The sequence below is a fragment of the Streptomyces sp. NPDC088730 genome (genome assembly GCF_044751215.1).
GTDB lineage: Bacteria > Actinomycetota > Actinomycetes > Streptomycetales > Streptomycetaceae > Streptomyces.
The window spans coordinates 1-18,208 of record NZ_JBIVLK010000011.1; the positions used below are offsets into that span (position 1 = coordinate 1).

The window sequence follows — 18,208 nt, forward strand, 5'->3', positions numbered from 1 at the left end:
GCAACGGAGCGATCAACGCCCACGACTCATCCGTCAGTTCATGTCGACGCACCACGAACGGAGTAACGAGCCGCCGACTTTACGGACACGGCCTAGGGCCTGGCGGGACCTTCACCGTACGGTTCAGGACCGGCCGGCCCTGATCCTGCGGAGGTGTCCGTGCTGTCCGTGCTCCGGGCGGAGCGTGCGCGGGCTCCTGATGACCACCCGCGACGGTACGGGGACGTCCGGCACGGCCGCGGCGACGGGCACCGGCCCGGCCTGTGCGCGGCTCAGCAGGAACACTCCGCGTGCCGCGGCGGCCGAGCCCAGCAGCGCGGCGATCAGGCTGATCGTCCCGCCCTGGAGGTGCTCCCCCAGCAGCGCGAGGCCGATGGCCGCCGCGGCGACGGGGTTGGCCAGGGTGACCACGGCGAGCGGTGCGCCGAGGCCGCCCCGGTAGGCCGTCTGGGAGAGCAGCAGCCCGCCCATCGCGAACGCCGAGACGAGCAGCGCGACGACCACCAGGCGCCAGCTGAACAGCGGGCCCGTGGTGTGGTCGGTGACGGCGACCGTGAGCGTCTGGGTGAGCGCGGAGGCGACCCCGGAGGTGATGCCGGAGGCCGCCGCGTGCCGCAGCCCCGGGCGGGTACCCGGACGGCTGAGGCCCGCCACGACCGCCATGGTTGCGGCGCCCACGGCCAGCGCCTCGACCAGGCTGAGGGTCTGGTGCGGGGCGGAGCCGCCCGCGGTCGTCAGCAGGGCCCCGAGGCCGAGCAGGGTGAGCAGGGTGCCGCGCCACTCGGTCGTGGAGACGCGGCGTCCGGCCGCGCGGGCGCCCAGCGGGACGGCGGCGACCAGGGTGAGGGCGCCGAGCGGCTGGACCAGGGTGAGCGGGCCGTACTTCAGCGCGGCCACGTGCAGCAGTGCGCCGCCCGCGTTCAGCCCGACGGCCGACCACCACGCCCCGCGCCCGAGCAGCCGGAGCGTCCCGGTCCCGGCGGCGGTTCGCCCGGCGAGCCGTGCCTGGGCGACCGCGGCCGACGCGTACGCGGCAGCGGAGACCAGGGACAGCGCGACGGCGATCAGGGTGGCGTTCATCGTCCGGCTCCGGACGCGGCGTAGGACGGGGAGCGGTCGCCGGACTGTGCGGGGAGAGCAGCGGGGACGGCGTAGGGGCCGGCCGCGGCGGCCGGCCAGGGGATGTGCCCGACCGGTTCCGTGCGCGGCAGGCGCAGGGCCGCGAGGGCCACCGAGAGCAGGGCGGCCACCACGATCGAGTCGAGCCAGTAGTGGTTGGCGGTGCCGACTATGACGAACAGGGTGATCGCCGGGTGCAGCAGCCACAGCCAGCGCCACCGGGAGCGGGTCGCGACGACGAGGCCGACACCGACCATGACCGCCCAGCCGAAGTGCAGTGAGGGCATCGCGGCGAACTGGTTCGCCATCGAGTCGGTGGCGGGCGTCCCCCCGTAGACCGTCGGCCCGTACACCTGCCCGGTGTCGACGAGGCCGGTGGCGGCCAGGAGCCGGGGCGGGGCGAGCGGGAAGAGCAGGTGCAGGGCGAGTGCGGCGCCGGTGAGGGCGGCGAGGACGCGCCGCGACCAGACGTAGTGGCGGGGGCGGCGCCAGTACAGCCAGCCGAGGAAGAGCAGGGTGGCCGGGAAGTGCACGGTGGCGTAGTAGGTGTTCGCCAGGTGGACCAGCGTCTCGTTGTGGAGCAGCAGCCCCTGCACTGTTCCCTCGCCGGGCAGGTGCACGGCGCGCTCGAAGTCCCAGACGTGTCCGGCGTTGCGGAACGCCTCATCGACGTGACCGTTGGCGGCCTGGCGGCCGAACTTGTAGATCGCGAAGAGCCCCGCGACGAGAAGAAGCTCGCGGACGAGGGGCGGTCGGGCAGCGCTGTCCGGCTCCTGATCTGCGGGCCTGCTGCCGGCGAACATCACCCGGTGCCCCTTTGCTGACGAAGCGGTGGTACGGCGGCATGGATCAGCCCATGCCGTATCGATACGCCAGTGTACCGATACGCGGGCGTATCGGAACACTCACGTATCGGTACACTGGCGTATCGATGGACCTCGTCGCAGAGTCGCAGAGAGGGAACGCGCATGTCGTCGCAGGAAACCGGGCAGGAGACGGCGCCCGCGCCGCGCCGCTCGAAGATCACGCCGGAGCGGGCCCAGGAGCTCTACACGGCCGTCCTCGACATGCTCAGGGAAAGTGGCTACGAGTCACTCACCATGGAGGGCGTCGCCTCCCGGTCCCGCTGCGGCAAGTCCACGCTCTACCGGCAGTGGGGCTCCAAACCGGAGCTGGTCGTCGCCGCCCTGCACGGCACCCGGCGCGGACTGCTGCCGAGGATCGACACGGGCACCCTGGCGGGAGACCTGCGCGAGGCGGCGAAGGCCATCGGTGAGGGTTCGGGCCGCGACACCCCCCTGATGCTGGCGCTGAGCCACGCCGCGCTCCAGAGCCCCGAACTGCTGTGCGCACTGCGCGAGTCGCTGGTCCTGCCGGAGCTGGCGGCGCTCGACGCCATGGTCAGGCGCGGCGTGGAACGCGGAGAGGTGGCGGCGGACAACCCCGCCGTGGAGTTCGTCTCCGCACAGCTGCTGGGCGTGATGCGCGCCCAGCCCCTGCTGGAGGGGCCCTGCGCGGACGAGGACTTCCTGGTCCGCTTCGTGGAGGGCGCCGTCCTTCCCGCACTCGGCCTGGGCGCTCCCGCGTCCGGGTCCTGAAAGACGTGGGCCGCCGTCCCAGCGGATGACGACGGCCCGCCCGCGCCGCACCGTGGGGACGGGGGCGGCGCACTGTCCGGGCGGCCGGTGACCTCTTCGGAGGTCACCGGCCGCCCGCTTTCGTACCCGCCCGCACCGCCATCCCTTCTCGTCCTCTTGACGATATGACGTGACGCCCGTTATCGTCTCCATGACGAAAACAAGGGGGTCCCACCATGGCCGACATCACCAGGCGCTTCGGCTGGCGCCATCTGCGCTCCGCGCCCACGGCCCACATCCGCCACCACAAGCGCGGCGTCCTCGCCCACGACGGGGCGGGGCTGAGCTTCTGGTACCGGTCGCTCAGCGCCGCGCTCTCCGAGGTGCCGGTCAACGACCGCGAGCTGGCCATGGCCTTCCACGCGCGCACCGCCGACTTCCAGGACGTCACCGTGCAGGCCACCGTGACGTACCGGATCAGCGATCCGGCCGAGGCCGCCGCGCGCCTGGACTTCTCCGTCGACCCGGACTCCGGCGTCTGGCGCGGCGCACCGCTGGAGCAGATCGCGACGCTGCTCACCGAGACGGCCCAGCAGCACACGCTGGACGTACTGGCCCGCACCCCGCTGGCCGGCGCGCTGGTCGACGGCGTCGCCGCCGTACGCGAACGCGTCGCCGCAGGGCTGGCCGACGAGCCCCGGCTGCCGGCCACCGGGATCGAGGTGGTGGCCGTGCGCGTCGTCGCCATCCGGCCGGAGGCCGAGGTGGAGCGGGCCCTGCGCACCCCCGCCCGCGAGCAGATCCAGCAGGAGGCCGACCGCGCCACGTACGAACGGCGCGCCGTGGCCGTCGAGCGCGAGCGGACCATCGCGGAGAACGAGCTGGCCAGCCAGATCGAGCTGGCCCGCCGCGAGGAGCAGCTGGTCGAGCAGCGCGGCACCAACACCCGGCGCGAGGCGGAGGAGAACGCCGCGGCCGACGGTGTGCGCGCGGAGGCCGAGGCGGCGCGCAAGGTGCGCCTCGCCCGCGCGGAGGCGGAGTCGGCGCGTGAGGTCGGGGCGGCCCGTGCCGAGTCCCAGGCGGCCTGGCTGCGGGTGCACGGAGAGGTGGAGGCCGCGACCCTGCACGCGCTGGCCGCCACCCGGCTCGCGGAGAACCTGCCGCGCATCGACAGCCTCACCCTCTCGCCCGACGTCCTCACCGGCCTGCTCACCAAGCTCGGCCGGCCCGCCCCCGAGAGCCGGGCATGAGCCTGGCGCCGAGAGCGGTGCTGGTCCATCGCACCACCGAGTACGAGGAGTTGCTCGCCCGGCACGGCACCCACGGTCAGGCGGCGTTCTTCCTGACGAGCCGGGGCCGGTCCATCGAGGAGGTCGCCCGGCGGCACGAGCGGACCCGGCAGGCGCTCAGCGAGGTGGCGGCGGCCGTTCCGTTGCAGTGGCGGCAGTCCCGGGTGGAGCGCCAGGATCTGGACCGGTTCCTGTTCGCGCCCGAGGACGTGGTGGTCGTGGTCGGCCAGGACGGGCTGGTCGCCAACGCCGCCAAGTACCTCTCCGGACAGCCGGTCGTCGGCATCGACACCGATCCCGGACGCAATCCCGGGATCCTGGTCCGCCACCGGCCCGCCGACGCGGCGGCGCTGCTGCGGGCGGCCGTGGCGCCGGGCGGCAGGGCGGACGAGCTGACGATGGTCGAGGCGGTGGCCGACGACACCCAGCGGCTGCTGGCGCTCAACGAGATCTATCTCGGTCCGCCGGGGCACCAGACGGCTCGCTACCGGATCGACCCCGACACGACGGACTCCCCCGCGGAACCGCAGGCGTCCTCCGGCGTACTGGTCGGCACCGGCACCGGCGCCACCGGCTGGCTGCGCTCCCTGTGGCAGGAACGCCACAGCCGGCTCACGCTGCCGGCGCCCACCGACCCCCGGCTGCTCTGGTTCGTCCGGGAGGCCTGGCCGTCGCCCGTCACCGGCACCTCGCTGGTCTCGGGCGAGCTGGGGCACGGGCAGGGGCTGCGGCTGACCGTGGAGTCCGACCGGGTGGTGGTCTTCGGTGACGGCATGGAGGCGGACGCGCTGGAGCTGACTTGGGGGCAGACGGTGCGGCTCGGCATCGCGCCGACTTCGCTGCGGCTGGCCGGGTGAGCGCCCGCGCCCCCGTCGCCCGCCCTTAGGCTCGACGCCTCTGGCGGTGACCGGCCGCCGATCAGCTGGAGGAGCAGCATGGACAGCGAAGCGGCGCGGATCCCCGACCGCAACTCCCGGCCGCCACAGGCACAGGCCGCACTGGGGGTGGGCGTGATCGTGCGTGATCCCCAGGGCCGCATCCTGCTCGGCCGGCACCACAGCGGCAGCTGGGAGCTGCCCGGCGGGAAGGTCGATCCGACGCACGAGTCCATCGCGGCGGCGGCGGTGCGGGAGCTGCGCGAGGAGACCGGCCTGGAGGTCCCCGAGCACTCCATGGGCGTCTTCGCGATGCTGCACGACGTGGCCGGCGGCATCAACCGGGTGACGATGGCCGCCCTGGTCACGGTGGAGTCGGGCACCCCGCGGGTGACCGAACCCCATCTGATCAGCGCCTGGCAGTGGACCCGGCCAGAGGCCCTGCCGACGCCGCTGTTCGACCCCTCTGCGCAGATCCTCGCGGCCTGGCGCCCCGATCTCGGCATCGAGCACCCGCCCGCCCACCGGCTGAGCGTCCTGCCCGAGGGTGCACAGGTGAACCCCTAAGTCATTTAATCATTTGCCTAGGGGTCGTAGGCAGAGTTAGCGTCGATGTCATGAAGGCCGTGACCGAGCAGGACATCCGCACATCGTTCGTCAACTGCTCCAAGGGGGAAGCCAAGCGTCTGCCGCTCCCCCGCGATTTCGAGGAGCTGCCGTGGGAGGATCTGGACTTCCTCGGCTGGCGTGACCTGTCCGCCCCCGGGCGCAGCTACATCGTCACCGAGTACGACGGCCGGCCGGCCGGCATCACCCTCCGCTTCCCCTCACAGCAGCGCGGCTTCCTGCACCGGAGCATGTGCTCGCTCTGCCTGACCACGCACCCCGGCAGCGGGGTCTCCCTGATGACCGCCCGCAAGACCGGACAGGCGGGGCGCGAGGGCAATTCGGTCGGCCTGTACATGTGCACCGACCTGGCCTGTTCGCTCTACGTCCGGGGCAAGAAGGCCGTGCCCTCGGGCGCCCGGTTCAAGGAGTCGCTGACGGTGGAGGAGCAGATCGCCCGCACCTCGGCCAACCTCTCCGCGTTCGTGGCCAAGCTCTTCAGCTGAACCGGGACGCGGTGCACCGGCGGACGGACGGCGAGGCCCGTCCCGGCTTCCGGATGCCGGGACGGGCCGTGCCGGACCTCGCCGGGCCTTGCCTCGTCTCGCCGGTCAGCGGATTTCGGCCTCCACCGGGGAGGGGACCAGCCGGGTCCCGTCGGCCAGCCGGAACTCCAGCGTGATCCGGTGCGCGCCGGCCGCCGCGTCCGCGGCGGCCCGTACGGCGACCCGCGCGGTGGCGCCCCGGGTGCCGCGCACCCTCAGCGTGCCGCCCGGCGGCTCCAGGGTGACGCCGTCGGGGGCGGTGGCCGTCCAGTGGACGGTGTGGCCCGCGAAGTCGACGTCCTGCGCCTCCACGTCGAGCGGCACCGGGTCACCGCCCCGGCTCAGCACCAGGAACCCCGGATCGCCGAACCCGGCGGCGGGGCTCGCGTAGGTGTCGACGACGTCCTGGCGGATGCGGGCGTCGTCGTACGGCGACTGCCCGTCCGGACCGTTCCAGCGGCCCCACGCCTGCATGTTGGGCAGGCAGACGCCGTTGAACCGGTTGCGGTGCACGAGCGCCCGGTACTCCCGGCGGGCGGCGTCCAGTTCGGCGCTGCCGGCCGGTGCCAGTCCGATCCTCATGTCGGCCAGCGCGATGTCGAGGTTGCGGGTCAGCCGGTCGAGCAGGGTGCGCGGCGCGGGGTCCCTCGTGCGGCCGGCCGCCTCCTGGAGGGCGGCCCGCGCCTGCCCGTAGTTGGTGGTGAGCACGCCGGGCCCGTGGGTGTCGGGGTCCAGGGCGGTCAGCTGGTAGTAACGGCCCGTCGCGGTGGCCGCGGCCGCGCCGAAGCGGGCCTCCAGGTAGCCGTCCAGGTAGCCGGCCGCGTCCAGTGAGCTGTCCCAGGCCAGCGCGGCGACCAGACTCTGGACGGGCTCGTAGGTGATCCAGTCGGCCGGCTCGCTGTACATCCCGATGCCGTTGAGACCGAGCCCCGACTCGAAGACGGCGTCGCCAGCGATGGTGGTGAGCGGGTGCACCGGAAGGCTGCGCCAGCGGTATCGCCGGTAGTACTCGTACATGGCGAGCGGGCCCCGGTGGGTGGAGCGCCAGGCCCGCAGCGCGTTCGCCAGGCCGGTGTTGGCGCCCACCGCGGGATCGCCCAGGTGACCGTCGTAGTTCCGGCCGTACGGGGCGAAGTCCACCACCACCTCGGGGTCGCAGGGGTACTGCGGGCCGGGCGGCTGGACGGTGGACGCGTACGCGATCCGTTCGACCCGGACGCCGGGCAGCTCCTCGCGCAGGACCCGGGCGAGTTCGTTGACCACCACCGACTCCGCGTTGGACGCGGTGCCGTACCGGTCGAGGACGGGCTTCTGGAACGCGCCGACGTCCGGTGGCCAGCAGTCGAAGAGCGTGATCTCGGGGCGTTCCCGCAGGAAGGCGACGACCTCGGCCACGTACGCGTCCAGGGCCTCGGGGTTGTAGATGTCGAAGACCGGCCCGCCCGACTCGTAGAACTGCGGGTAGTCGGCCCTGGGCAGGAAACTGTCGTAGCCGTGGCCGCCGGTCTCGACGCGGATGGAGCGCTTGGCGGCCTCACGGACCAGGACATCGCGCACCCCGTCGTAGGTGGTGACGCCGAGGCCCAGGTAGTCGGTCGGGTAGACGAAGGTGTTCAGCCGGTTCTTGGCCATCCAGTCGAGCAGCGGGGGCAGGCTCGCCGCGGTGTGGCTGAACCCCTCCTCCGCGTACTGGCGCCGCAGGTCGGAGCCCGGCCGCTCGGTGAGGCGCACCGCCGGGAGTTCGAGGAGACGGGTATCCGGTATCCGCTCGTGGTGGCCCTCGTACGCGGGGAAGCCCGGCGCGAAGAAGCGCACGCCGGTGCGCTCCAGGAGGGCGTACACGGCGTACAGCGGAGCGCGGTCGCCGCGCCCGGTCAGCAGGAGGAGGGTGTCGTCGCCGAGCAGGGTGAAGGAGTCCTCCGGCGCACCGTCGAGCTCCCGTCCGGCGTCCGCCAGCCGCCCGGCGGCGACCGGGCCCGCGCCGCCGGTTCCCGCGCGCAGTGCCACCAGGCCGGTGACGCCCTCGGGCACGGAGGAGCCGGGGTCCGGGGCGGCGCACAGGGGCAGCCGCACCCCGGTGATCCTCCGGAGGTAGTCGCGCAGTTCGGTGGCGGCGAACTCGGCGCTGCCCGCGCCCCACCAGAGCACGGTGGCCCGTGCCCGGCCGCCGGAGACCACCCGGAGCGGATCGCCGGACGCCGCGCCGCTCGCCCCGGTGTCCGCCGCGGCCGGACCGGCGGCGGCCGCGGGCAGCAGGGCCGCACCGGCCAGGCCGGCCGCCCCCGCGAGAAATCCGCGGCGCCTCATGGCGCCGGACGCGGTGCTGCCGTCGGAGTGTGTGGAGTCGTTCATGAACGGTCCGCCTTTCCGGCTTCGGCGTACAGGTCACCGAGGTAGTAGTCCTCGGCCTTGCCCGGCTCGGGCAGCTTCCCCATCCGGCCGAACACCGCGGCGAGTTCGTCGAACCAGCCGTCGACCGTGCCGTCCTTGCTGAGCTTCGTCAGCTCGGCGGAGGGAAGGATCTTCACGTACTGGGTGGAGCCCTTGAGCTGCCCGGCCGGCAGCTTCAGGAAGTCGGCGGTGACGGTCTCCGACTCCTCGGGGTGCGCGGCGGTCCAGTCGCCGGCCTCCTTCAGCACCCCGGTCACCTTCTTGACGAGTTCCGGGTTCCCGGAGGCCAGCTTCGGCTGGGTCACGAAGACATTCGGGAAGGTCAGCTTCGGGTAGTAGTCCTGGGTGCGGCTGATCTCCTTGAGGCCGGGGACCTTCTTCCTCATCGTGTCGATCAGCGGGTACCAGGTGGCCGCCGCGTCGACCTGGCCGGAGGAGAACGCCGTGACGACGGTCGAGGCGTCCATGACGACCTTCTTGACGTCGTCCTGCTTCAGACCGGCCTCGCTCAGCGCCAGGTCGAGGATCATGTCGCCGGACGTGCCTTCCGCGACGGCCACCTTCTTGCCCTTGAGGTCGGCGGGCTTCTCGATCCCGGACCCGGGCCGGGCGATGACCCGGTCGGCCAGGCCCAGCATGTTGACGGAGACGATGGACGCGCGGCCCGAGGCGGGCAGCCACAGTGCGCCGGGGCCGAGATAGCCGAAGTCCAGGTCGCCGGAGCCGAGTGCCTGGACCTGGAGCGGTCCGTTGGTGAAGACCTTCAGCTCCGGGGTGATGCCCGCCTTCTTCCACAGTCCCCGCTTCTGGGCGACGGCGAGCGCGACCGAACCGCTGTAGTCGGCGATGTAGCCGAACCTCACCTTCCGCGGTCCGCCGTCCGCGCCGTCCGGGGAGGAGTCGCCCCCGCAGCCGGTGGCGACGGACACGAGTGCCAGGGCGAGGAGCAGGCCGGCCGTACGGCGGCCGACGGCACGGATCGACTTCATGACGCGATTCCTTCGAGCGGGGCGGGCTGATGGTGGACGGCGTGCCACACCTGGGCACGCAGCGCGGCGAACTCGGGGGACAGCCGCTGTTCCTCGGTACGGGGGTAGGGCAGCGTGACGGGGATGACGGTGTGGACGCGGCCGGGGCGGGCCGCCATCACGACGACGCGGTTGGCGAGGAAGACCGCCTCGTCCACGTCGTGGGTGATGAACATGACGGTGCGCCGGTCACGGCCCCAGGTCTCCAGGAGCGACTCCTGCATCCGCACCCGGGTGAGGGAGTCGAGGGCGCCGAAGGGCTCGTCCATCAGGAGGACCTTCGGGTCGACCGCGTAGGCGCGGGCGATGGCGCAGCGCTGTTTCATGCCGCCGGAGAGGGTCTTGGGCAGCGAGTCCGCGAAGTCGGTGAGGCCGACGAGTTCGATGACCTCGCGGGCCCGGCGCCGGCGATCCGCCTTCCCGACGCCCGCGACCTTGAGCCCGTACTCGACGTTGGCCGTGACGGTCATCCAGGGGAAGAGCGCGTACTGCTGGAAGATGACGCCCCGCTCCGGGGCCGGACCTCGGACCGGGACGCCGTCGACGGTGACCTCGCCGCCGGTCGCGTCGAGGAGTCCGGCGGCGATGTTCATCAGGGTGCTCTTGCCGCAGCCTGAGGGGCCGACGACGGTGACGAACTCCCCGTCCTCGATGTCGAGGCAGACCCGGTCGAGCGCCAGGAAGCCGCCGTCCTTGACCGCGAAGTCGCGGCTCACGTCACGGAAGTTGATGGTGGGCATGGTTTACCGCCGTTCCTGCCAGTGGGTGAGCCGGCGCTCGGCGAGGAGCAGCAGCCGGTCCATGGCGAGGCCGATCGCGCCGATCGCGATGAGCTGGACGAAGATGGTCGGCAGGTCGTAGTAGAGCTGGGCCTGCTGCATCCGGAAGCCCAGTCCGCCCTGGGCCGCGATGAGTTCGGCCGCGACGACGGTCGCCCAGGAGGCGCCGAGCCCGATCCGCATGCCGACCAGGATGAACGGGGTGGAGGCGGGCACGACGACGCCGATGAAGACCTGCGGGTCACGGGCGCCGAGCACCCGGGCGGCGTTGACGAGGGTGACGTCGACGGCGACGACGCCCTGGAAGGTGGAGACGACGGACGACAGGAACGAGGCCAGGAAGATCACGAAGATCTTCGGGGTCTCGTCGATGCCCATGAGGACGATGGCGAGCGGGATGATCGCGAGCGGCGGGACCATCCGGAAGAACTGCAGCCAGGGCTCGATCAGCCCGCGGACGACCGGGTACCAGCCCATCAGGAAGCCGACCGGGACCGCGAGGACGACACCGAGCACGTAGCCGATGAGGACGCGCTTGAGGCTGGCGCCCGCGTCGGTGAACAGGGTCCCGTCCGCGATGAGTCGGCCCGCGCGGCGGGCCACCACGACCGGTCCGGGGAAGCCGTCGATACCGCTGTTCGCGAGGGCGGTCCAGGCGAGCAGGCCGAGCGCGGCGGAGGCGAGGGCGAGCAGCACGCTGGCGGGGCGGCCGGTGCCGCGCGGCCTCTTCACGGCGCTCCCCGCGCGCTTGGAGCTCTTCGCGCCTTCAGGGGCCGCGCGCTCTCCCCGGTCTTCCACGGGGGCCTCGGCCGGGGTCTTCATGCCACTTCCTCCGCGACGCCGTCGACGTCCGCCGCCCGGTCGCCGCCGATGTCGGCCATGTAGCTCATCCAGGAGTACGCGGGGTCGCCGCGGCGCAGCAGCTCGCGGTAGAGCCGCACGGTGAGGTCGCGCCGGACCCGCGCGTAGGCGGGCGCGTCGTACACGTTGTGGAGTTCGTGCGGGTCGGTCTCCAGGTCGTAGAGCTCGTGCACGCTCTCCGGGTTGTGGACCAGCTTGTGGCGCCGGTCGCGGAGCATGCGCTGCGAGTAGGGGAAGTGGTGGCCGTGGAATTCGGCGACGATCTCGTCGCGGGTCTCCCCCGCGTCGGCCCCGTGCAGGAGCGGCAGCAGGCTGGTGCCGTCGCACTGGTCCGGCACAGGTGCTCCGGCCAGTTCGAGAATGGTCGGGTTGAGGTCGATCAGGCTGGCGAAGTCGTCGCGGACCTGGGCCGGGGCGCCGGGAATCCGGGCGATGCCGGGGATCCTGTAGATGTCCTCGTACATCGCCGGGCCCTTGTCGTTGAGCCGGTGGGCGCCGGTGAACTCACCGTGGTCGGCGGTGAAGAAGACCGCCGTGTCGTCCCACAGGCCGTGTTCCTTGAGCGCCTCGATGAGCCGGCCGGCCTGGTGGTCGATCATCGTGACGTAGCCCCAGTAGACGGCGATCAGCTTGCGCCAGGCGGCGGCGTCGAATCCGTCCGAGGACCAGTACGCGCTGTACTGGCGCTGCACCTCGGGCTTCCCGGCGAAGGTCTCGGCCATCGAGGCGGGGAGCGGGACGTCGTCGGGGTCGTAGAGGTCGTAGTAGCTGTCGGGGATCAGGTACGGCAGATGCGGGCCGTACCAGTGGCAGGACAGCATGAACGGCTTGCCGCTCGACTTCCATTCGCCGGCGTAGCGGTCCAGCAGGCCGAGTGCGCGGTCGGTGAGGAAGGCCTCCATGGTGGCCTCCGCGGGCTGCTGGAGCCGGCCCGCGATGAGGTGTCCGCGCCCGGTGCCGTTGGCGGCGGTCCCGAAGACGGGTTCGCGTACCGCGAAGGGCGGGAATCCGTTGTCCTCCAGCCACTTCTCGTACGAGGGGTGGTGGACGGGGTTGAGGGCGCCGGGCAGGTGCTCGCCGTCCAGGCCGTAGGACTCGGGGCCCCGCTCGCGGCCGATGTGCCACTTGCCGACGTGGCCCACCGAGTAGCCAAGGTCCGTCAACTGGCCCCACAGCGTGGGGTCTTCGTCGGAGAGCTCGTCCTTGCTCCCGCCGTTGCGCTCGGGGTTGTTCAGCATCCCGTGGCGGAAGGGGTGGAGGCCGGTGGCCAGCGAGGCGCGGGCCGGGGTGCAGATCGCGGTCGGGGTGTAGAAGCGGTCGAAACGGGTTCCCGCGGCCGCCAGGGCGTCGAGGGCCGGGGTGTCGACGAGTGGGTTGCCGTAACAGCCCAGGGTGTCGGTCCGGTGCTGGTCGGTCATCAGGAACAGGACGTTGCGCGGAGCCACTCGGGCCGCCCTTTCGGTGGTCGCTCGGTGTGCTGCCGGGAACCGGCCGGTGCCGGTCCGGCGGTGCTCCGGCAGGTGCCGGTGCAGTCGGCTGACCGGAACTGTAGGGACGCCGACTTTTTTACGTCAACCCTCGGGAATAAACATTGTGTGAATTCGTCCGGCGCGTTGACAGAAAGCCCCGCCCCGATCGACCATGCGTCCATGACGGAACGCACCGATGCCCTGCAGCGCCTGCGCAGGGCCAATGAAGCCGCCGTACTCGGTGAACTGCGCAGGTCGGGCGCGCTGAGCCGCGGCGAGCTGAAGGAGCGGGTCGGGCTCTCCCGTACCACCCTGTTCGCGATCGTGTCCGATCTGCTGGAACGCAAGGCCGTCGTGGAACAGCCGGCGCCCGACCAGGGGCAGCCGCGCGGCCGCGGCCGGCCGGCCCTGGAGATCTCGCTCAACTCCCGCGGGGCGGAGCTGATCGGCATCGACCTCCAGCGCCAGCGCGTCCACGTCGTCGTGGCGAACTGCGCCCATGAGATCGTCGGCCGGTACAGCGCCCCCGTACCCGCGGACAGCGGCGCCGCCGAACGCGCCGCGCAGGCGATCCGCGGCGTCGAGGAGCTGGTGCGGCGCGAGAACATCAGCCTCGCCCCGGTCGAGGGCATCGGCCTCGGCCTCCCCGGCTTCGTGCAGAACCCGGCCTCCGGCGACCCCCGCACGATGACACCGTTCGCCGGGCAGGTCGCCGCAGAACTGGGCCGGCACTTCGACGCCCCCGTGCTCACGGACAACAACTCCCGGCTCGCCGCACTCGCCGAAGTGACCTGGGGCGCCGCCCGGGGCTTCGACAACGCTGTCTATCTGCGCTGGTCGGAGGGGGTCGGTGGCGGACTCGTCGTCAACGGCTCGCTGGTGCACGGCGCCCATGGCGCGGCCGGCGAGATCGGCCACACCAGCTGCGACCCCGAGGGAAAGCCCTGCCACTGCGGTGGCCGGGGCTGCCTGGAGGGGCTCATCTCCGTCCCCGCGCTGCTCGCCGCCTGCGCCGATCGCGGGGTCACCGCACGCGACGCCGCCGAGCTCGTCGCGCTCGCCGCGCAGGGCCAGCCGGACGCCGCGGACGTCGTGCGGACCGCGGCCCTCGTCGCGGGCCGGGTGCTCGCCGCCCTCGCCGCACAGGTGGACCCCGAGTGCATCGTCGTCTACGGCGAGCCGGCCGCCCTGGACGGCCTCGTCCTCACCCCCATCCGGCAACAACTGGCCGCACTCTCGCTGCCGTCCGCCCCCCGCACCATCGAAGTGCGCGGCTCCACCCTCGGCGGGGAGGCCGCCGCGCTCGGCGGGGTGGCACTGCTGCTGCGCACCACCGGCCAGGACCTGGAGGAGCTGCTCGACCGGCCGGCGCCCGGCACGCCCGACAGCGGGACCGCGCGGTGAGCGCCTGCTGCGGACCCGCCCGCGAGAACAGCCCCACGGCGCCCGCCGCTCCCCCGGCGGACTTCGCCGTCCCCGTGCGCGGCCGGGCCGACCTCCTGCGCGGCATGGTCGCCGTACCGGGCGGGCCGTTCCTGATGGGCGGCGAGGACGAGGACGCGTTCCCGGACGACGGCGAGGGACCGGTGCGGGAGGTCACGACCGGGCCGTTCCACATCGACGCGGCCTGCGTCAGCAATGCCCGGTTCGCGGTCTTCGTCAAGGCCACCGGCTATCGCACCGAGGCCGAACTCATCGGCTGGTCCTACGTGTTCGGCTCCTTCATCCCACAGCAGGCCCGGCATGCCGTACTGCCGGGCACCGTGCCCGGCGCCCCCTGGTGGCGGGCGGTGACCGGAGCCCACTGGCGGGCGCCCGAGGGGCCGGGCACCTCGGTCGGTGACCGCCGGGACCACCCGGTGGTCCACATGTCGTGGAACGACGCGACGGCCTACGCCCGGTGGGCCGGCAAGCGGCTGCCCACCGAGGCCGAATGGGAGAAGGCCGCCCGGGGCGGCCTCGTCCGGGCGCGGTTCCCCTGGGGCGACGAGCTGACCCCGAACGGCCGGCACCGCTGCAACATCTGGCAGGGCGACTTCCCGGTACGCGACACCCGCGAGGACGGCTACGCGGGCACGGCACCCGTCAAGGCCTACGCCCCCAACGGCTTCGGCCTGTACAACACCTCGGGCAACGTCTGGGAGTGGTGCGCCGACCGGTTCAGCGCGGACTGGCACAGCGCGGAGCGCCCCGCGACCCGGACCGACCCCACCGGGCCGCCGCACGGCGAGAACCGGGTGCTGCGCGGCGGCTCGCACCTGTGCCACCGCTCCTACTGCAACCGCTACCGGGTCGCCGCCCGCACCTCCAACACCCCCGACAGCACGACCGGCCACGGCGGCTTCCGCTGCGCGCTCACGGTCTGACCGCCGCCTTCACCCCCCTCGTCGCGCTCCGCGCACACCCGGCTATCCTGGCCGCCGCACCGGACACGGGGTGCCCCGCACAGGGGCTGAGAACACACCCGTCGAACCTGAACCAGTTAGCACTGGCGGAGGGATGTCTTCATGTCATTGCCGTATGCCCAGGACGAGCGCGCGGCCACGGCTCCGCGGCCCGCGTTCGACGGGCGGATGCCCACCGCCCCGGGTGATCTGCGCGTCGAGGCGCACGGGATAGCCCCCGTCCCCGAGGACCGCCGCTACGGCGGGCCCGGCCGGCTGTTCACCGTCTGGTTCGCCCCCAACCTGACCATGACCGGGGTGTTCACCGGCACCGTCGGCATCGCGCTCGGCCTGGACTTCGCCACGGCGCTCACCGCCGTCGTGCTCGGCACGCTCGTCGGCGCCGTGCCCACCGCGTACCTGGGCACCTGGGGCAGTCAGACAGGCGCCGGACAACTCCCCCTCGCCCGGCTGGCGTTCGGTCGCGGCGTGGTGCTGCCGGGCACGCTCCAGTGGCTGTCGTCCATCGCCTGGGACGCGCTGATCGGGCTGTTCGGCGGGGAGGCGCTGGCCCAGCTGTGCGGCTGGCCCTTCTGGCTGGGAGTGCTGGCCATGATGGCGGCCCAGGGCGCGCTCGGCGTCCTGGGGTACGAGGTGATCCACCGGCTCCAGACCGTGATGACCTTCGTCCTCGCCGCCGCCTTCGCGGTGCTCGCCACCAAGCTCCTGGACGGGGTACACCCCGCCGCGACCGGCACCGCGCACGGCGCGGACCGGGCGGGCGCGTCCGTCCTGACGTGCACCGTCGCCCTGAGCCTGGCGCTGTCCTGGGCGCCGTACGCCAGCGACTTCAGCCGCTACCTGCCGCGCACCACGTCACGGCCCCGGATGTTCTGGTGCACGCTGCTCGGCATCAGCGTCTCGTTCGTGGCGGTCCAGACGCTCGGCCTGTGGGGCGCGTCCGTCTTCACCGACCAGACCGCGCACGGCATCGACACCCTGCTGGGCGGGGGCGCGCTCGGGGCGTTCGGGCTGCTCGCCGTGGCACTCGCCGCGCTGTGCAGCAACGCCATGAACGACTACAGCGGCTCACTGGCGCTGCAGACCATGGGCGTCCGCCTGCCGCGCCCCGTCGCCGCCGCGCTCGCCGCCGTCCTCGGCTTCCCCCTCGTCCTGTGGATGCACGCGGCCGACACCACCGCCCGCTTCCAGAACGTGCTGCTGCTCGTCGGCTACTGGATCCCCGGGTTCGTCGCGATCGTGGCCGTCGACTGGATCGTCCGGGCGAGGGCGCGCGGCGGTTCCCCCGTCGACCTGGCCGCCGAGACCTCCCGCCCCCAGCCGTGGTGGCCCGCGCTCACCGCGTTCGCCGCCGCCTTCGCCACGGCGGTGCCGTTCATGAGCACCGGCCTGTACGTGGGCCCGGTGGCGCGGGCGCTGCACGGGGCGGACCTCGCCTACGGGGTGGCGTTCCTGGCGGCCCTCGCGGTGTACGCCCCGCTGCGGCTGCGCCGCCGCTGACGGTCCCGGCGGGCGCGGCGGACGGTGGGGCGCGGCGGACGTCACGCCTTCGCGGTCTCCGTCTCGCCGTGGATGTAGCGGCCGCCGCGGAGCAGCGAGACGACCGCGGCCACCAGGCACGCCGCGATGGCGAAGTCGAAGGCCACGGAGAGGCCCTGCTCGAACGGTCCGGAGATCAGCGTCGGGAAGAAGGCCCGCCCGGTGAGGTAGTCGGCGTGACTGGTGGGCAGCTGTGCCAGGGTCTCCGGGCCGAGCAGGCTGCGTACCGGGTTGTATCCCAGGAGCGCCGCGAAGAGCACGCCGACCGGCGGCAGCGACGCGACGCGCGCCGCGTCCGCGGACGGCACTCCCTGCTCGGTGAGTCCGTGGGCCAGCGTGTGGGGCAGCGAGCTCGCCAGCCCGGCGATCATCAGCGAGAAGAAGATGCCGATCGACAGCACCGTGGCCGAGTTCTGGAAGGTGGTGCTGATTCCCGCGCCCACTCCGCGCTGGTCCGGCGGCAGACTGTTCATGATCGCCGCCCGGTTGGGCGAGGCGAAGAGCCCCATGGCCAGCCCGTTGACGAGCAGGATCAGGGCGAAGAGCCAGTAGTCGAAGTCGACCGGCAGTTCCTTGAGCGCCACGAAGGTGGCGGCCGCCAGGAGCATGCCGCCGGTGGTGAAGAGCCGGGCGCCGTAGCGGTCGGAGGCCCACCCGGAGAACGGGCCGGCGATCAGGAACCCGATCGTCAGGGGCAGCATGTAGATACCGGCCCACAACGGGGTCTGCTCGAAGCCGTAGCCGTGCCGGGGCAGCCAGATCCCCTGGAGCCAGATGATCAGGATGAACATCAGTCCGCCGCGCCCGAGGGACGCCAGGAGACTGGCCACGTTCCCCGCCGTGAAGGCCCGGATGCGGAACAGCGCCAGATGGAACATCGGCTGGGCGGCCCGGGTCTCGATCAGGCAGAAGAGCCCCAGCACGGCCAGTCCGCCGGCGATCGCGGTGATCACCCACGGGTTGGTCCATCCCATGGTGTCGCCGCCGTAGGGCTGGATGCCGTACGTGATGCCGGAGAGTACGGCGATCAGGCCGGCCGCGAAGGTCAGGTTGCCCCATCGGTCGATCCGGGCCGGGGTGCGGACTCCGGTGTCGTGCAGCTTCAGGTAGGCCCAGACCGTGCCGAACAGCCCGATCGGGACGGAGACCAGGAACACCAGGTGCCAGTCGAAGGGACCGAGCAGCCCGCCGAGCACGAGTCCCATGAACGAGCCCGCGATGGCCGCGACCTGGTTGAGCCCGAGGGCGAGGCCCCGCTGCCGGGGCGGGAAGGCGTCGGTGAGGATGGCGTTCGAGTTCGCCATCAGCATCGCTCCGCCCACGCCCTGGAGCACCCGCATCCCGATCAGCCACAGGGCGCCGGCGGTGCCGTGCGTCCAGGTCACCGAGAGCAGTACGGAGAAGAGCGTGAAGACCGCGAACCCCAGGTTGTACATCCGGACCCGGCCGTACATGTCACCCAGCCGCCCGAAGCTCACCACCAGGACCGCGGTGACGACCATGTAGCTCATGATGAGCCAGAGCAGCAGGCTCGTGTTGCCCGGCTGAAGGGGGTCCACCCCGATGCCGCGGAAGATGTCCGGCAGCGCGATGAGGATGATCGACAGGTTGATCGTCGCGATCAGCACACCCAGCGTGGTGTTCGACAGCGCGATCCACTTGTAGCCCGGACCCAGTGGGTCCTCGGCGCCGCCGAGGCGTACGGCTGTGCTCTGCATCGGACCA

Annotated in this window: 16 protein-coding genes and 1 riboswitch; of the genes, 8 read left to right on the forward strand and 8 right to left on the reverse strand. The window is 72.6% G+C overall.

From position 1 onward, the window contains the following. Nucleotides 1-123: 123 nt before the first annotated feature. Entirely contained in the window at nucleotides 124-1,080 is a 957-nt protein-coding gene (locus ACIP89_RS27250; RefSeq protein ID WP_402117248.1) for a hypothetical protein, read from the reverse strand. After that, nucleotides 1,077-1,922: a phosphatase PAP2 family protein gene (locus tag ACIP89_RS27255; RefSeq protein ID WP_402117250.1), complete on the reverse strand. Its 846-nt coding sequence runs from the start codon at nucleotides 1,920-1,922 to the stop codon at nucleotides 1,077-1,079. The genes ACIP89_RS27250 and ACIP89_RS27255 overlap by 4 nt, the downstream gene beginning before the upstream one ends. A 165-nt stretch (nucleotides 1,923-2,087) precedes the next feature. Here ACIP89_RS27255 and ACIP89_RS27260 point away from each other — a divergent pair, with 165 nt between their 5' ends. The 5 genes from ACIP89_RS27260 (at nucleotide 2,088) to ACIP89_RS27280 (ending at nucleotide 5,972) form a co-directional block, all read left to right on the forward strand. Then, on the forward strand, nucleotides 2,088-2,717 hold the full coding sequence (locus ACIP89_RS27260) for a TetR/AcrR family transcriptional regulator (protein WP_402117252.1): 630 nt from the start codon (nucleotides 2,088-2,090) through the stop codon (nucleotides 2,715-2,717). 215 nt (nucleotides 2,718-2,932) lie between these two features. Further along, entirely contained in the window at nucleotides 2,933-3,946 is a 1,014-nt protein-coding gene (locus tag ACIP89_RS27265; protein WP_401927861.1) for an SPFH domain-containing protein, read from the forward strand. Then, a complete protein-coding gene (locus ACIP89_RS27270) occupies nucleotides 3,943-4,842 on the forward strand; it encodes a hypothetical protein (protein WP_402117254.1) in 900 nt (299 codons plus the stop codon). Before ACIP89_RS27265 ends, ACIP89_RS27270 begins: the two co-directional genes overlap by 4 nt. A 78-nt stretch (nucleotides 4,843-4,920) precedes the next feature. Then, nucleotides 4,921-5,427, forward strand: coding sequence for an NUDIX hydrolase (locus ACIP89_RS27275; protein ID WP_401925092.1), 507 nt, complete (start codon nucleotides 4,921-4,923; stop codon nucleotides 5,425-5,427). A gap of 50 nt (nucleotides 5,428-5,477) precedes the next feature. Beyond that, nucleotides 5,478-5,972 carry an FBP domain-containing protein gene (locus ACIP89_RS27280; RefSeq protein ID WP_401925095.1) on the forward strand — a complete coding sequence of 165 codons (495 nt, stop codon included), beginning with the start codon at nucleotides 5,478-5,480 and terminating at the stop codon, nucleotides 5,970-5,972. A 105-nt stretch (nucleotides 5,973-6,077) separates the two neighbouring features. On the opposite strand, the gene ACIP89_RS27285 is transcribed toward ACIP89_RS27280, so the two are convergent. From ACIP89_RS27285 to ACIP89_RS27305, 5 genes are read right to left on the reverse strand one after another with little or no spacing between them, the layout of a single operon-like run. Further along, the gene (locus ACIP89_RS27285) at nucleotides 6,078-8,363 is read right to left on the reverse strand and encodes a DUF4838 domain-containing protein (protein ID WP_402117256.1); all 2,286 of its coding nucleotides are present in this window, start codon (nucleotides 8,361-8,363) and stop codon (nucleotides 6,078-6,080) included. Next, complete coding sequence (locus ACIP89_RS27290; RefSeq protein ID WP_402117258.1) at nucleotides 8,360-9,391, reverse strand: aliphatic sulfonate ABC transporter substrate-binding protein; 1,032 nt, start codon at nucleotides 9,389-9,391, stop codon at nucleotides 8,360-8,362. Before ACIP89_RS27290 ends, ACIP89_RS27285 begins: the two co-directional genes overlap by 4 nt. Further along, on the reverse strand, nucleotides 9,388-10,170 hold the full coding sequence (locus tag ACIP89_RS27295; RefSeq protein WP_402117260.1) for an ABC transporter ATP-binding protein: 783 nt from the start codon (nucleotides 10,168-10,170) through the stop codon (nucleotides 9,388-9,390). The genes ACIP89_RS27290 and ACIP89_RS27295 overlap by 4 nt, the downstream gene beginning before the upstream one ends. Before the next feature lie 3 nt (nucleotides 10,171-10,173). Beyond that, nucleotides 10,174-11,031 carry an ABC transporter permease gene (locus ACIP89_RS27300; protein WP_402117261.1) on the reverse strand — a complete coding sequence of 286 codons (858 nt, stop codon included), beginning with the start codon at nucleotides 11,029-11,031 and terminating at the stop codon, nucleotides 10,174-10,176. After that, a complete protein-coding gene (locus tag ACIP89_RS27305) occupies nucleotides 11,028-12,515 on the reverse strand; it encodes a sulfatase-like hydrolase/transferase (RefSeq protein ID WP_402117262.1) in 1,488 nt (495 codons plus the stop codon). The genes ACIP89_RS27300 and ACIP89_RS27305 overlap by 4 nt, the downstream gene beginning before the upstream one ends. A gap of 204 nt (nucleotides 12,516-12,719) precedes the next feature. On the opposite strand from ACIP89_RS27305, the gene ACIP89_RS27310 reads away from it, so the two are divergent. From ACIP89_RS27310 to ACIP89_RS27320, 3 genes are all read left to right on the forward strand, one after another. After that, nucleotides 12,720-13,943, forward strand: coding sequence for an ROK family protein (locus ACIP89_RS27310; protein ID WP_401927846.1), 1,224 nt, complete (start codon nucleotides 12,720-12,722; stop codon nucleotides 13,941-13,943). Next, nucleotides 13,940-14,905 carry a formylglycine-generating enzyme family protein gene (locus ACIP89_RS27315; RefSeq protein ID WP_402117263.1) on the forward strand — a complete coding sequence of 322 codons (966 nt, stop codon included), beginning with the start codon at nucleotides 13,940-13,942 and terminating at the stop codon, nucleotides 14,903-14,905. The genes ACIP89_RS27310 and ACIP89_RS27315 overlap by 4 nt, the downstream gene beginning before the upstream one ends. A 56-nt stretch (nucleotides 14,906-14,961) precedes the next feature. Continuing rightward, nucleotides 14,962-15,056: riboswitch (TPP riboswitch) on the forward strand. Continuing rightward, nucleotides 15,047-16,444, forward strand: coding sequence for a purine-cytosine permease family protein (locus ACIP89_RS27320; RefSeq protein ID WP_402117264.1), 1,398 nt, complete (start codon nucleotides 15,047-15,049; stop codon nucleotides 16,442-16,444). (Overlaps the previous riboswitch by 10 nt.) A 41-nt stretch (nucleotides 16,445-16,485) precedes the next feature. Here the strand turns inward: ACIP89_RS27320 and ACIP89_RS27325 are convergent, their stop codons facing one another. Next, nucleotides 16,486-18,201 carry an MFS transporter gene (locus ACIP89_RS27325; RefSeq protein WP_401925100.1) on the reverse strand — a complete coding sequence of 572 codons (1,716 nt, stop codon included), beginning with the start codon at nucleotides 18,199-18,201 and terminating at the stop codon, nucleotides 16,486-16,488. Between the last annotated feature and the right edge of the window lie 7 nt (nucleotides 18,202-18,208).